General features: G+C 67.4%; 12 protein-coding genes and 1 pseudogene. 9 read left to right on the forward strand and 4 right to left on the reverse strand.

The window, feature by feature from the left end:
* Positions 1-66 precede the first annotated feature (66 nt).
* Positions 67-791: pseudogene (locus AB0D14_RS38365) on the forward strand (IS5 family transposase); the annotation flags it as partial.
* A 766-nt stretch (positions 792-1,557) separates the two neighbouring features.
* On the opposite strand, the gene AB0D14_RS38370 reads toward AB0D14_RS38365, so the two are convergent.
* A complete protein-coding gene (locus AB0D14_RS38370; RefSeq protein WP_362788076.1) occupies positions 1,558-2,181 on the reverse strand; it encodes a 2'-5' RNA ligase family protein in 624 nt (207 codons plus the stop codon).
* A 14-nt stretch (positions 2,182-2,195) separates the two neighbouring features.
* Positions 2,196-3,677 carry a helix-turn-helix transcriptional regulator gene (locus AB0D14_RS38375; RefSeq protein ID WP_362788079.1) on the reverse strand — a complete coding sequence of 494 codons (1,482 nt, stop codon included), beginning with the start codon at positions 3,675-3,677 and terminating at the stop codon, positions 2,196-2,198.
* Between the two features lie 270 nt (positions 3,678-3,947).
* On the opposite strand from AB0D14_RS38375, the gene AB0D14_RS38380 reads away from it, so the two are divergent.
* From AB0D14_RS38380 to AB0D14_RS38415, 8 genes are all read left to right on the forward strand, one after another.
* On the forward strand, positions 3,948-4,424 hold the full coding sequence (locus tag AB0D14_RS38380; protein WP_362788081.1) for an ATP-binding protein: 477 nt from the start codon (positions 3,948-3,950) through the stop codon (positions 4,422-4,424).
* A 108-nt stretch (positions 4,425-4,532) separates the two neighbouring features.
* Positions 4,533-5,078, forward strand: a complete 546-nt coding sequence (locus tag AB0D14_RS38385) for a DUF6624 domain-containing protein (RefSeq protein ID WP_362788083.1) — start codon at positions 4,533-4,535, stop codon at positions 5,076-5,078.
* A gap of 144 nt (positions 5,079-5,222) precedes the next feature.
* Complete coding sequence (locus tag AB0D14_RS38390; RefSeq protein ID WP_362788087.1) at positions 5,223-6,224, forward strand: hypothetical protein; 1,002 nt, start codon at positions 5,223-5,225, stop codon at positions 6,222-6,224.
* 178 nt (positions 6,225-6,402) lie between these two features.
* Positions 6,403-7,920, forward strand: a complete 1,518-nt coding sequence (locus AB0D14_RS38395; protein WP_362788090.1) for an amino acid permease — start codon at positions 6,403-6,405, stop codon at positions 7,918-7,920.
* Complete coding sequence (locus tag AB0D14_RS38400; RefSeq protein WP_362788093.1) at positions 7,920-9,296, forward strand: glutamine synthetase family protein; 1,377 nt, start codon at positions 7,920-7,922, stop codon at positions 9,294-9,296. Before AB0D14_RS38395 ends, AB0D14_RS38400 begins: the two co-directional genes overlap by 1 nt.
* A complete protein-coding gene (locus AB0D14_RS38405) occupies positions 9,289-10,122 on the forward strand; it encodes an SAM-dependent methyltransferase (protein WP_362788096.1) in 834 nt (277 codons plus the stop codon). The genes AB0D14_RS38400 and AB0D14_RS38405 overlap by 8 nt, the downstream gene beginning before the upstream one ends.
* Before the next feature lie 181 nt (positions 10,123-10,303).
* A complete protein-coding gene (locus AB0D14_RS38410) occupies positions 10,304-11,005 on the forward strand; it encodes a hypothetical protein (RefSeq protein WP_362788098.1) in 702 nt (233 codons plus the stop codon).
* Between the two features lie 303 nt (positions 11,006-11,308).
* Positions 11,309-11,806 (forward strand): hypothetical protein, encoded by a 498-nt coding sequence (locus AB0D14_RS38415; RefSeq protein WP_362788101.1) that lies wholly within the window; start codon positions 11,309-11,311, stop codon positions 11,804-11,806.
* 69 nt (positions 11,807-11,875) lie between these two features.
* Here the strand turns inward: AB0D14_RS38415 and AB0D14_RS38420 are convergent, their stop codons facing one another.
* Positions 11,876-13,078, reverse strand: a complete 1,203-nt coding sequence (locus AB0D14_RS38420; protein ID WP_362788104.1) for an ISKra4 family transposase — start codon at positions 13,076-13,078, stop codon at positions 11,876-11,878.
* Between the two features lie 370 nt (positions 13,079-13,448).
* Entirely contained in the window at positions 13,449-14,024 is a 576-nt protein-coding gene (locus AB0D14_RS38425; protein ID WP_362788107.1) for a hypothetical protein, read from the reverse strand.
* Positions 14,025-14,098: the final 74 nt, after the last annotated feature.

Genomic DNA, 14,098 nt, shown 5'->3' on the forward strand with positions numbered 1-14,098 from the left:
GCGGAGTGACGAGAGATTGTCACGCTCCGTTCTGTGAGAGCCGAGGGGTGAGATTCCCCTCGGCTACTCGGCAGCGTGGACTCCACCACCGCCCGGGCCCACCACGACGCCGCCGGAATGCACCTCGACGAGGACACCATGCTCGCCCTGGAGAAGGCCACGGCTGAGGAGGAGAAAGCCCGTCAAAAGGGGGCAGCCCGCAGGAACAAGACAGGCAAGCCCCCGGAAACGACCCCGAGCAGGAGGAACGGCGACGCGTCCGGCACCGGCGCAGACTCCGGCTGAAGGCTGCCCTGCTCGGCCGGTCCAGGGGCGGGCAGACCAGCAAGGTCCACCTCGCCGCCGATCGGAAGTGCCGCCCCCTGGCCCTCCTCCTGACCGCGGGCCAGGCCGCAGACAGCCCGCAGTTCATCCCCGTCCTGGAAAAGGTACGGGTGCGCGGGCCTGTCGGCCGTCCCCGCACCCGGCCCGACTCGGTCGCCGGAGATAAGGCTTACTCGTCCCGCGGTAACCGCGCGTACCTGCGTAAACGCCGCATCAAGGCGGTGATCCCGGAGAAGAAGGACCAGACCGCCAACCGGAAGAAGAAGGGCAGCAGGGGCGGCAGGCCCCTCAGCCACGACACCGGGCTCTACAAGGAACGGAACACCGTCGAACGCGCGATCAACAGAATGAAGGCATGGCGGGGAATCGCAACCCGCTACGACAAGACCCCGGGAAGCTACCTCGCCGGCCTCCACCTTCGCGCCTCGATGATCTGGATCAAGGACCTCACACGAGCCACCCCTTGATCACAACCAAATACGCTCCCTAGCACACCGATCGTCGAGGACCAGGAGCCGGACACGCTCGCCTAGTTCCTGGCACACTCGGATGCCATGACGAACTGCTCCACTTGCCGCAAGGAATACGACGAGGCCGATACCGAGGCCGTCAAGCAGCACACGGAGGGGGTCGACTGCGGCCAGTCTTGTCGATGCAAAGGCAAGCCCCGTTGCAAGATGTGCTTCGGCTCCTTCTGCTTCTGCACTGTGCATTGATCCCAGGAGCCGCAACGCGGGCGCGGATCCCCGGACGGTAGAGACGGTGCTGTCCCTCCCCTCGTAGCGCGAAGACCGTGACTGCAGAGGAAGTGGGGGGTCATGGCGGAGAAGCGACGGAAGTTCGATCCGGAATCAGCCCGACAAGGCCGCCCGACGGCGCCACGGCAAGACCGACGCCATCGATGCCGAAGCAGCTGCCCGTGCCGTGTTGTCCGGTCGTGCCACCGCCGCGGCGAAGACTAGCGATGGACCGGTGGAGATGCTGCGTCTCTTCAAGCTGGCGAAGGGATCCGCGATCAAGTCCAAAACTCAGGCCATCAACCAGCTCAAGAGCGTCCTGGTCTACGCCGACGCCGAACTTCGCGAGTCCCTGGCAGGGCTGAGTAACCCGAAGCTGTTCCAACAGTGCGCCGCACCCGCGAAGCCGGATATTTCCGGGCCGGCTGACGCCACGCGTCACGCCACGGGGGCCTCACGGCCGCTGGGCGCAAGACCCGGCTTGGCAGAGGAACCCTCAGCCGAGGGGGACCTTTGCGAAGGACTCCCACTCGTACATCTGGTTGTCCCGGTGGATCACGATGAGCTCTGCGCTGGAGATGCGAGCCTGCGCCGGAGTGAGGTTGCGGTCGGCTAGGACTTGCGCGATCGGCTCTGCGGTCCCGTTTCCGGCGCTGTAGGCCACGGAGATGTGCGGGGTGAAGCCCTCAGCCTCTTCCGGGACCTCATCGAGGACGTCCCCGATGGCATCCCGGATAGCGTTCCGGACGGCTCGGACGGGGCCGTCAGGGTGGACCTGCAGGAGCACTGCCTCCGGGTCCAGCACTTCAGGCCCGATCTGGAGATCGAACGCTGGGATGGTGGCCAGCCGCGCGTGGGCTGCATCCACGATGGCGTGGATGTCCTGCTCTTTGGTTTCACCTACGAAGCCGATGCCCTGCATGGTCAGATGCAGCCACCGGTCGGGGATCGGGGTGAGGATGTCTCCGAGAGGTGCGAGCGCGGACCGGTACTCGGCGGCGAGCCGGTGCACATCGTCCTGGCTCTCGAACGTCAGATGCCACGTGTAGAAGCGGCGGCCGACACTCCAGCCGGGCCGCCACCACCAGTGGTTCCGCATGGTCTCGGGTTGCGTCGTCATAGCCAGGGATCAAATCAGGCCGAGCCCTCCCCTGGCGAGAGTGCGAGATGCCGCGGAGCGGAGTCCACGCAGAACTCTTCGATGGCTTGCCGCAGCCCAACGGCCGTGGTGCCGCTGACGTAGGGGCGGCCGATGCCGGCGCGCAGGTCGCTGAGGCGGCGGGTGACGGGCTCCAGACGGTGGTCAGGCGGAAGCGCGAGTACGGGTGCGAGGGCTTCGAGGGCGCCCTCCGTTTCGCCGGTGGCGAGATGGGCCGCGGCCTGGCTGATGTGGATCTGCGCCTCGGTACCGTAGGCCCTGACCGGCTGAACAGCCAGGAGCGCGAGGGCGTTGTCTGCGGCTCCCAAGGCATCGGCGGAGCGACCGATACGCAGTTGGACGGCCGCCGCGTAATTCTCCTGCCGCGCGGGCTGACAGGCGAAAATGCCCCCGATTTCGTCTTCGCCACTCATTGCGACACGCGCGTCTTCGGCATGGGCGAGCGCCGCCGAGGCCTCGTCATGAGCACCTAGTTCGGACCAGGCATCGGCTTCCTGGCAGGCGAGGAGTACTGCAACCGTGCCCGTTGTGTGGTACGAGGCGCCGTGCCGGGCGAAGTTGATTGCCTCTCGAAGGCGTCCATCCCAGAACGCCACCTTGGAGCGAGTTGAAAGCACCCAGGCACGTAGATTGTTGTGCCGGGCCAGCTCGGCGCACAGCCATGCCGTCCGGCCCTGGGTGTCTGCATCGCGCAGCTGTCCCAAGTCGGAGGACATCCACGTCAGGAGCCCACACAGATAGCCGGCCGCGACGTACAGGTCGGTCGACTGACGGGGGTACTGATGGCCTTCGAGGAGAGCGAAGACACGGTCGCGTAGTGCTCGGGTTCGGACGAAGAGCGCGACGGGGTCTGACGTGAGGTAGTCCGATGCGAGCGACCGAGTCTCAGCCATCAGTTGTTCCAGGGCGATATCGCCGACGTTTGAGGCCTCCGCCCATTGCGCCCAGGTTGCGGACTCGTCGGCGGCGAGACGCACGAGGTTGAAGCCGACCGGTTTAGGCACGGGATTGATGGGCGGCGACGTGGTTGGCGTGCTTGATGGTTCGGCGGCCGACGGGTGACGGGCGAGCAGATGCAGGTCTGCCTCGGGAAGCGCACGTCGGTCCTCCAAGTCCAGCAGGTCCTCCACGCGGCATGAGAGGGCCTCGGCCATGGAAAACAGGACCGGGAGGCTGGGACGACGCGATGAAGGGCCTGGCCATTTCTCCCACTTGCCCAGGAGAGAGGCGTCGGCGGCGACGGACTCGCCTAGGCGTCTGACACTGGCTTGGGTTATGCGGTCTGCTGTCTCCTGGAGTGTCCAGCCGTGGGCATGTCGCCAAGCTTCCCTGGGACGCATCTTGAAGCGGGTGCGCATCTCGACGGCGACATCCGCCAGTGCGCATCCTGCGTTGGCCATGTCCTGCCGGAGAGCTTCCCGGTCTGCCTTGGAACCGGGCTTCGACGGGGCGTTCATGGGCGTGCTCCCTGAGAGGTGTCGTGGACTCAAGGTAGCTGTGTCATTGCTCGACTAGGCAGGTGTGACCCGGGATACCGGGGAGATGCAGCCCAACCGGTCGTCCAAAAGAGAGATTGTTCCTGGTCAGTGCGCCGGTGCGTGTCCAGAAAACTTGGTCACGGTTGCCCGTGACGGCAACTGCCGGAATTGAAAGCGTAGGAGCTCCGTAGCCAGCACTCCGATGACACAGATGCTGATCGCCAACTGAGGACGCATGGAGAAAACCGCATGACACCGACTGCGACCATCGCGCGGACGCCCCCCAGCGCCTCCTTTGAGCTTATTCCGCGTAAAGGTTTTGACGTGGCTTTCGCTCGCAGTAACGGTTCCGGAAACGGCACCGTCGATCCTGCGGACGCGGCCTGGCCGCGAGAAATGCGTCGTACCGTACGGGCTGGGCTGGACCGCTGGCCGCCGCATCTCGTTGCGGCTGCTGAGCTCCTTGTTTCGGAGTTGGTCACCAACGCATTCAGACATGGCCGCGGCGATGTCCGTGTGCGCATGCTCTTCGACGACGGTCGCATGCAGTTGGAAGTTCGGGACGGCTCGCACGAGTTTCCCATACCACGCACTGCAACCGACTTGGACGAGGGCGGCCGCGGCCTCGCCATCGTCCAAGCCGTCGCTGACGACTGGGGCGTCAAGAACAACGGCACGACGACCTGGTGCTCCCTCGTCCTGCCGCCGCTCGACGGTACCCCCTAAACGCCGCCGGCCCGCAGCCATCAGCCCTGGCTCCCCCACAGGAACAGGTCCACGTCTGGCTGCGGGTCGGCGGCCCTCACCTCCCGGCCCTTGAGGATTCGACCCTCCATGACCAAGCAACCTCAGCCCTCCCGCCCGGACCTCGGTACGGATCTCTTGCGCTGCATGTGGCGTGCGGCGGAGGCCGAGTCGAGCATGCCCAAAACGGGCGCCGCGGCGCGCGTCATCGCCGACATATTCGCCAAGGAGGTAGCGCTTCTGCGGACGGTGCTGGAAGAGCACGGATGGCCGGGCTACCGGCTCGTGGGCGCGCGGGGCTCACGGGCCGCCTGGCAGATCGCCACGTACTGCGGGGATGGCGCGTTGCAGGCCCGTGCGTTCGGCCTGCTGGAGAAGGCGGTACGCGAACAGGACGCCGACCCCGAGCACTACGCCCTGCTGGCTGACCGCCTGTGCCTCAACCGTGGTGAGCCGCAGCGGTTCGGGACGCTGTACATCCCGACGCACAACGGCTCCCTGGTCCTCTACCGCGTCAGGGAACCCAGACAGCTCGACGACCGCCGTCACGCCCTGGGCCTTGGACCGCACGCCGAGTATGCGCGCAGGCTCCGCGCGGACGTGTTGCCGCTCGACGTCACAGCACCCCTCAGCTGACCTGCCCCCCATAGACACTGCCGGGCTGTGGCCCGGCGGCCCTCACCCCCTGCCTTGAGGATTTGACCCCCATGCTCCCCTTACGCGCACCAGGCCAGTGCGCTCCCGCGACCCGCCCAGCCCGTTCGATGCGGGGGTGCACCGATGTCCAGAAGTGACATGACCTTGACGATTCCTCACCCGGCCGGCCGGGACGAGGACTTGCGCCGCGCCTTGGAGGATCTGCGGCTGGGCCGGTGGCTCGAAACGAAGACGCTGCTCGACGCGACAGACACCTGGGAGCTGCGGTGCAGCCGCAGCCAGGCCCTGGGCCGCGGCGCAGTCGACACCCAGGCGATCGAGGCGTGGTGCGAGGAGGAGCCGGACAACTGGAACGCGTCGATGATGCGGGCCCGTGTGCTGGCCGAACGCGTGATCGTCGCCCATCACCGCGGAGTGCCGCAGCAGGAACTCATACAGGCCATCCTCAGGGCCCGGCACGCGTGCGGTATCGCCGCGCAGTGGTGGCCGCACGATCCGGTACCGCACCTGTGCCGTCTGGCTCTCGCGCAGGTCGACACCGACCAGGCGGCTCCGCACAGCAGGGTGAACTGGCTGGCGCGCAGGGACTTGCTGCCGCCGGGGCCCTGGAGGCTGCTGGAGGAGGTGCACCAGCGGGATCCGCACAACCGTGAGGCGTTCCACCGGATGCTCGCCGTCATTCACGCCCGTGGCATGGAGGGGATCACCTACGCGCAGTACGTGGCGTCCATCGTTCCCGGCGGCTCGCCGCTGAAGGTGTTGCCGCAGTACGCCTACGTCGAGCAGTACCGCAAGCGGTGGGCCACGAGGCAGACCACCAGCGTGCTCGCGTACTGGGTCACCGAGGACAAAGCCCACTACGCGCGTCGGGCCTTGTACGACTGGTTCGAGCAGACCCGGCCTGCGGACGGGCAACTCGACACTCGCTCGCTGCTCGATCTCAACTACCTCGCGCACGCACTCGTAGCCACCGGCGTGGGCCATGCGACCGCAGTGTTCGAGGCGATCGGCCCGCACGCGACCACCGCACCGTGGGCCCACGTCGCTCAGGAGCCGGCGTGGTGGCAGGAGGAGTTCCTCAAGTCCCGGCGTCCCGCGCTGAGCACCGGAGGCCGCCGCCGATGACCATCCGAGGCCCCCACCACACCAGCCGTCGTGTCCCCCTTCGATCCGGTCAAAGGACCCCCCTTGCATTTACCACGCGCCTTACGCCAGCCGACCAGCCCCCCGCCCCGCGCGCTCCCTGACAACGCTGCCGCGGCACCGCACCCGCTCACCCCTTCCTTCTCTCGCGAGGTATCCGATGTTGCACAGACGATCAACTAACGGCGTGTTGGACGACGACGAAACGCTGCGCCAACACGGATACAAGCCCGAGCTGACCCGCCGCATGGGCGCCTTCGGCAACTTTGCGATCAGCTTCTCCGTGATCTGCATCCTGGCCGGCGGAACGACGATGTACGGCTTCGGCCTGAACGCCGGTGGACCCGCCGTCATCATGGGCGGTTGGTTCGGCATCGGCTTCATGACGCTGATCCTCGCCCTGTGCCTGGCCGAGGTCACCTCCGCGTACCCCACCTCCGGCGGCCTCTACTACATGGCCTACCGGCTCGGCGGTGAGCGCGGCCAGGCCTGGTCATGGGTGACGGGCTGGCTCAACCTGCTGGGCCTCGTCGGAGCGATCTGCGGTATCGACTACGGGTGCGCCCTGGTCGTCGGGGCGTTCGCGAACCTCCAGTGGGGCCTGGTGCCCACGCCCGAGACGACGATGCTGATATTCGTCGGCATTCTGCTGCTGCACGGCACGCTCAACTCATTCAAGATAAGCCTGGTCAACGTGCTCAACTCGATCTCGGTGTGGTGGCAGCTCTTCGGCGTGGCGGGGATCGTCGGACTGCTCTTCTTCGCTCCTGGCGAGCGGCAGAACGCGGACTTTGTGTTCACGCACTTCAACAACGGCACGGGCTTCGACAGTCTCGTGTACGTGGTCGCTCTGGGCTGTCTGCCGGCCATGTACACGTTCTGTGGTTACGACGCCTCCTCCCACCTGTCGGAGGAGACCAAGCAGGCACAGATCGCGGCGCCGCTGGGCATGGTCCGCGCCGTCGCCTGGTCGCTGGTGGCCGGGGCCGTTCTGCTGGCCGGACTGTCGTCCGGCATCGTGGACTACGCGGGCACCCTGGCCACCAGCACCGGCTTCCCTCCGGCGCAGATCTTCATCGATGTCCTGGGCACGGGCGTGGCGAAGGTACTCCTGCTGGTCATCATCGTGGCGCAGGTGCTGTGTGGGAACGCCGAGACGGCCGCCGCGTCCCGCATGGCGTACGCGTTCTCACGGGACGGGGCGCTGCCGTTCTCCGCGACCTGGCGGCGCGTCAGCAGCCGTAACACCCCCGTTCCCGCGGTGTGGCTGTGCGTGGGCATCGCGCTGGTCCTGGCGCTGCCCAGCCTGTACTCACCGACCGCGTACGCAGCGGTCACCGCCATCAACGTCGTCGGGATCACACCCGCGTACGTGATCCCGGTCTACCTGCGGCGGCGGCACTCCGACAGGTTCGTGCCCGGGCCGTGGAGCCTCGGCCGCTGGAGCAAGCCGCTGGGCTGGATATCCGTCGGCTACGTGTGCGTCCTGACCGTCGTTGTCTGCCTGCCGCAGGCGTCACCGGTCACCGTGGTGACGTTCAACTACGCCCTTATCACCCTGGCAGCCGTCCTGCTCCTCGCATGGCTCATGTGGATCACCAAGGGCCGGCGCTCCTACAAGATCCCGACGCTCGGCACTGAAGCCGAGACGATCGCAATGTCCGAGGGAGTGGTGTGATGAGCGAGGAGACCATGACGCCCCCGCCCCGCCTGACGCCACCTGCTCTCAGCAAGCTCGTACAGGACGGCGAGATCCACTCGGTACTGGTCGGCGTCCCCGACATGCGGGGCGCGCTGAAGGGCAAAATCGTCAACGCCGCGCACTTCTTGGCCCAGCAGGGGTTCGGGCTGGAGATGTGCAAGTACGTCCTGGCCACGGACGTGGACATGAATCCGCAGCGGGGATACCCCCTCACGGGCTGGCATGAGGGATTCAGCGACCTGCGCGTCACACCTGACATGAGCACCCTTCGCCGCCTGAGCTACCTGCCGGGCACCGTCCTCGCGCTCGGCGACGCCTTCCACCCCGACGGGCGGCCTGTCGAGGTCGCACCGCGGCAGATTCTCAGCGATCAGCTCCAGCAGCTCGCCGACCTCGGACTGACGGCGAAAGTCGGCGTGGAGAGCGAGTTCATGCTCTACCAGGGCACCCCGGCGCAGGCCCGCCGCAGCGGATACCGGGAGCTGACGCCGGTGTCCCCCTACAACCTCGACTATGCGCTCGACCATCCGCCGGTGCTGAGCGCGTTCTTCAACGACCTTCAACGGGCCATGACCGTGGCCGACTGCCCGGTCGAGGCCATCAAAACGGAAGGGGCAGCCGGGCAGGTCGAGGTGACGTGGCCGTACGGCGACCCGGTGCGGGCCTGCGACACCTACGCCTTCCACAAACACGCCGTCCGTCCGCTCGCCGAGCAGCACGGCCTCGCCCCCACGTTCATGGCCGCCCCGCAGACCGGTGTGGGCAGCGGCATGCACCTCCACGTGTCCCTGTGGCGCGACGAGCAGCCGGTGTTTGCCGCACGGCGGCACGGTGAGCTGTCCGAGCTGATGCAGCACTCCATTGCCGGACTGCTCTGCGGGCTGCCGTTCATGGCCCCGCTGTACGCGCCCACCCGCAACTCGTACAGGCGCTTCACCCCGCACTCGTTTGCCCCCACGAGTTTCCTGTGGGGGCGGGACAACCGCAGCTGCGCCATCCGAGTCGCCGGCCACCATGCGAACACGCACCTGGAATCACGGCTCGCGGGCGCCGACGCCAACCCCTATCTCGCTCTGGCCGCGACGATCGCCTCCATCATCTATGGCATCCGCAACAAGCCGAAGCTGCCTTCGCCCTGCACAGGCGACGCCTACGAAACACTCGCCCCGCACAGGCGGATACCCAGCAGCCTCGACGAGGCACTGACCCCCTTCGTCGATAGTCCCATCGTGCGCGCGGCATTCGGATCCGATGTGGCAGGCCACTACTTGCACGCCGGTGAGATCGAATGCGCCGCGGCGGCAGACGAGGTCACGGACGTAGAGCTGCGGCGGGGGTTCGACCGTGCCTGAAAACCTGGGTTCTCCGAGCCCCCCGCACGGGATCGACTCGACGGTGCCGCACTCGGCCCGTATCTGGAACTACTGGCTGGGCGGGAAGGACAACTACGAGGTCGACCGGGTGGCGGGCGACGCTTACCGCGAGATCGCGCCGAACATCGAGACGATGGCCCGCGCCTCCCGCGCTTTTCTGGTCCGCGCGGTGGCGTTCGTCGCGAGTGAGCTGGGTGTCCGTCAGTTCCTGGACATCGGCACCGGCCTGCCTGCGGAGGACAACACTCATCAGGTCGCCCAGCGCGTGGCACCACGGTCGCGGATCGTGTATGTGGACAATGACCCGCTCGTCCTGAGCCATGCTGCCGCCCTGCTCAGGGGCGGGTCTGAGGGCGTCACCGACTACGTTGCCGCGGATCTGCACGAGCCCGAGAAGATCATCGAGGCGGCGCGCAAGATCCTCGACTTCGACAAGCCCGTCGCGCTGATGCTGATGGGCATCCTGGGCCACATCCAGGACTACGACGAGGCCAGGTCGATCGTGCGCCGCCTCCTGGCAGCCCTGCCGTCGGGCAGCTACTTCGTGCACTACGACGGCACCGACACCGACGCCGACCTCAAAAAGGCCCAGCAGGGCTACGACGACACCGGCGCCGTCCCGTACGTACTGCGCAGCCCTCAGCAGATCGAAGCCTTTTACCAGGGGCTCTACCTGATGGAGCCGGGCCTCGTCTCCTGCCCCCTGTGGCGCCCCGAACCGGGCACCAACCCGCAGCCGACGGACGTATACGGAGGCGTCGCCCGTCTACCGCCCGCGATCAAGGACACCGACGGTGCGCCCTGACCATCCCGCGTTCCTCCACCATCTTGGAGCTGTCGAGCCCATGTACCACCTTGTACTCCAGGACGCCGGCCCCGAATTCGGCGACCTCGGGAACCGTCTGTCGGCCATTGCCGAGGTGACCGGTCCCCTGGTCGAGACAGTCACGGGGTTACGGCTGCCCCATCGCGCAGTCATCCGCCTCATGGCGGTCGACGACTGGAAGAAGGCGCATAAAAAGCGCTCACTGCAGCGGCTCCGCGACGAAGTCGAACAGCTCAGTATCTTCCCCTGGGGCAGCGTGAAAGCCCGAGGCAAGCGCAAGGTCATACTCTCCACGCGGTTCGCGTTCTGGCCGATGATGCTCGGCGAGGCCGTCGACCTCGTCGCCGGCCATCCCGAGCTGGTCATCGTGCCTGAAGCACTCCGGCACGCGGGTGTACTCGGCAACGGGCCCCTCCTGCACAAGCTGTTGGCCCACGAGATGACGCATCTGGCGCAGTACGCGGCCAACGGCAAGCTGTGGGACGACCAAGAGACCTTTTTCCCGATGCGGCGCGGAGTCGCAGACCGGGCCTACAGCTTCCTGCTCGAAGGGCACGCCTACTGGGCAGACCGGCAGATCACGACCGAGATCTTCGGTGCGCCGGTGACGACCGACGAGACATCCCCGGACGCCTCCGAGCTGTGGCGCAAACTCGCCAGCTCCCCTGTACCGAAGAAGATCAAACCGGTCCTTAAACGAAGCACCGACGCCGTGACGCAGCTCATCGGCGACGTAGGGCTCCACGTGTTCAACGAGGTATGGACCCGGCCCGATCTCATGCCGACGACGGCGGAGAGCGAGCAGCCGGAAATTTGGCGTCGACGCTTCGAAGACAGCCCCCGGCAGGCCTCGTCCCCGTAGACCACGGTGCGGCGGCTCGTGGCCACCGCACCCCACAAGCACCCCCGCGTCACCTGTCGGCAGGTGACGCGGGGCCCCGGCAGCCGACCGGCCGCCGGGACCACCCAGAGATCCGACACCATCGGAGGGCACCACGGATGACCTGCTTCTGAAGCCACCGAACCATCAGGCGGGAGCTCAGCGCCTTCCCGCCTGACCCGGTCGGGCCGCTCTGCGGAGAGGAGGCTCCGACCACCCTGGTGGGCCCATGACTGGGAGGGTGCGGGCCCGCCCACTGCCTCGTCAAGGCGAAGGGAAAGCACCATGCACGAGCTTGTTGCCACTCCGTACCGCGACCGGCACCTGGTCCTGCGGCCCGGAAGTCCGAAGGCCGTTCAACTGTCCGCGGCCAGGTTTGCCGAGCTGCAGGCCGCCGCCGCTGACGATCAGCAAGTGCCCGTATGGCTAAGGAACGCTGCCCGACAGCAATGGAGCATCAACCTGAGCGGCACGTCGGCCGCAGCCGCGGTGCTGCTGCGCGAGGCGGGCCCCTACGAGTTCAGCCGCGCCACATACGAGATCAACCTCGGCTGTGACTTCGACTGCGAGATGTGCTATCTCGGGGAGAAGCGGTTCGAGGGTCTGGACCTGACCGGCAAGCGGCAGCTGCTGCACGTGATGCGGGACGCCGGTGTGATCTGGCTGCAGATCACGGGCGGTTGTCGCCGCGAACTCCGTGTCCCTCGCAGGTCACGTCTCTTTGGCGGCGGGCGGAACCGTCAGCCCGTGCCGCTGTTCGCAGGGTGCTCGGTGTCGCTTTGAGTGCCGGGCGGGAGCGTATCAGGTGATGAGAGTCACATGGGTGCGGCTCTTCTGGAGTGAGCCCGTCGGTCAGGCCAGGAGTTCGTAGTTGTGCTGGTCGGGCCGGGGGTAGAGGCGTTCGCGCTCTCTGCGGGTGTGGAAGATCCAGTACTGCGGGAAGTCGCCGTTGCTGATGAGGGCCCGGAGGGTCAGGACGGCTTCGGCTCCGGGGACGGTCCACCTGCTGCCGGTGATATCGAGTTGGTCGGCCACCAGATGACGTGCGGCGCCTTCGACGATGCCGCTGGCGATTGGCCATCCGGCCGCGAGTGCCTTGTCGTAGTGGAGATAGGCGGCGTTGTTCTCCAGGTAGCGGCAGGCCCTGTTCGCTGCGGCCCGCTGGTCTGCGGACAGGCCCAGCCGGTCGGCTTGTGCACGGATGCTGCTGACGGCGCCGAGGGCGTCGCCGGCCAGGATCCGGGCGGCCTTGGCCCCGACCCATGTCTCGGCGTCCGGATCGGTGGCGGTGTGGAAACACCGCGAGGCCGCCCACAACTTCTCGATCACGTGGACGACGTCGAGAACGACATGGATGGTGACGCCCCGTCGGGCGGCCTCCACATGGATCAACTCGAGCTGATACTCAGCGCCGTCGACCAGGACCACCCAGCACCGGTGGTGCTGCGGGTCACGGGCTTGTGCCTCGTCGAACGCGGCGGCAATGACCTGGTCCGCGCCGTGTTGAACCGAGGCGGTTAGCCATTTCGCGCGGGCCTTGGGCCCCTTGCGCGGAGCGCGGCGGGTGGTGCGGCCGCCGGGCGGGGCAATGATGTCGTGCGGCCGGCGCACAGCCGGATCTGCGTCGTGGACGACAGCCAGCGTGGCCATCCGCTTGCGGCAGGTCTTCTCTCCGGTGGACAGACGGGTCCGGAACGTGCGCGTCGCCCGTTCCGCCGCCTTCCGCGTCGCCTCCCGCAGATGCCCCGGGCGCATCACGATCCCCTTGCCGTCGACACTGAGCACCAGCAGCGTCGTGCTCGCTGCCGGGTCAGGGGTGCGGGCGGCATAGAAAGCCGCGATGTCCACCGCGGCTGCGCGCACGAGCTGTTCGGCCTGGCGTTTGCCCACGGCCCGCGCCCCGCAACGGCGTTCGATCGCCTCCAGGGCGTGATCGTAGGAGCCGCGGACCGCTTCCAGCACGACCAGACGCCGAAGTCCCAGGCTGTGCCGCTCGCGCGGCAGCCCCAGCACCTGGTCGGCCGGATAGCAATTGGGCAGTCCCGCAGCGCGCACCGGGTGACGGTCACCGGCCCGACCACGGTCACCAGTTGGCGCCGGTGCTCCTTCTCCAGCCGGGTCCGGCCCGCGGCGAGTGCGGCCCGCCCGCCCGCGTCGAGGGCCGCCAGTTCGGCCTCCTCCCGGCGGGCGCGCAGGTCGAAGTGGCCCTGCAGGAGGAGACGGGCCAGCTCCCTTGCCCCGTTCTCGGCGTCTTCCTCCACCCGTTCATGGGACAGGAGCAGAGCTTCGGGACGGGAGAGGGAATCTATGAGACAAGTGAGGAAAGAAGCGGCTTGGTCAAAGGGGTCAGCCGACGCGGCGTCCGCATAGCCTGCGGTCATCGGGCTCTCGCTTCCGGGCAGACGAATGGGTGGCACCTTCGACGCTAGGGACGAGAGCCCGACCCCACATCGGCGCGGCGGCGCACGGCCGAAGCCCCGGCCTGCTCCGGCGCATCCCCGGCCGCCGCCAGACCTTGGCACAGCGTGAACAGTCCCGGTTCCTCCTCCACCAACCAGCCCCGCTCGACCAGCCGTTTCAGCTTCGCCCGGAAACCTTCCACCTTGCTCTTGTCCGTCGACAGACCCAGCGCGGCACACAGGTGGTGCGCCCGCATCGGATGCACCGCGTCCTGGAGGACCTCGACGACGTCCCGGTACGAACCCGGCAGCACCTCCACGGCCAGCTCGGGCGTCCAGTGCGGAACCAGCCGCACCCCGACCGGCGATCTCGCCGGCAACCGGTGCTTCTCCATCTCCGCCTCGCCCGCGTCCGCTTCCGCCCCGGCGACCGAGACCGCCTCGTCGCCGGACAGGATCTCGGTCATCGTCTCCCGCGTGATCTGCAGCCGGGACAACACGTCCTCCCGCTCAGCGAGACGCCTGGTCAACTCCTCAATCTGGTCCCGCAGTTCGGCGATCTCCACCCGCGCGGCAGCCTCTCGCCGATCGAGCTCCTCCAACCACGACACCATCGCCGCCTCCAAGACCACGTCCTGAGACACGACGATCCGCCGTCCGACCACGAACGGCAACG

The sequence above is a fragment of the Streptomyces sp. NPDC048484 genome (assembly GCF_040651415.1).
Classification (GTDB): domain Bacteria; phylum Actinomycetota; class Actinomycetes; order Streptomycetales; family Streptomycetaceae; genus Streptomyces.

Bases quoted from the DNA above. Each gene is read 5' to 3' on its own strand.
- AB0D14_RS38370 (WP_362788076.1), bottom strand. From the start codon at position 2,181: ATGACGACGCAACCCGAGACCATGCGGAACCACTGGTGGTGGCGGCCC.
- AB0D14_RS38375 (WP_362788079.1), bottom strand. From the start codon at position 3,677: ATGAACGCCCCGTCGAAGCCCGGTTCCAAGGCAGACCGGGAAGCTCTC.
- AB0D14_RS38380 (WP_362788081.1), top strand. From the start codon at position 3,948: ATGACACCGACTGCGACCATCGCGCGGACGCCCCCCAGCGCCTCCTTT.
- AB0D14_RS38385 (WP_362788083.1), top strand. From the start codon at position 4,533: ATGACCAAGCAACCTCAGCCCTCCCGCCCGGACCTCGGTACGGATCTC.
- AB0D14_RS38390 (WP_362788087.1), top strand. From the start codon at position 5,223: ATGTCCAGAAGTGACATGACCTTGACGATTCCTCACCCGGCCGGCCGG.
- AB0D14_RS38395 (WP_362788090.1), top strand. From the start codon at position 6,403: ATGTTGCACAGACGATCAACTAACGGCGTGTTGGACGACGACGAAACG.
- AB0D14_RS38400 (WP_362788093.1), top strand. From the start codon at position 7,920: ATGAGCGAGGAGACCATGACGCCCCCGCCCCGCCTGACGCCACCTGCT.
- AB0D14_RS38410 (WP_362788098.1), top strand. From the start codon at position 10,304: ATGGCGGTCGACGACTGGAAGAAGGCGCATAAAAAGCGCTCACTGCAG.
- AB0D14_RS38415 (WP_362788101.1), top strand. From the start codon at position 11,309: ATGCACGAGCTTGTTGCCACTCCGTACCGCGACCGGCACCTGGTCCTG.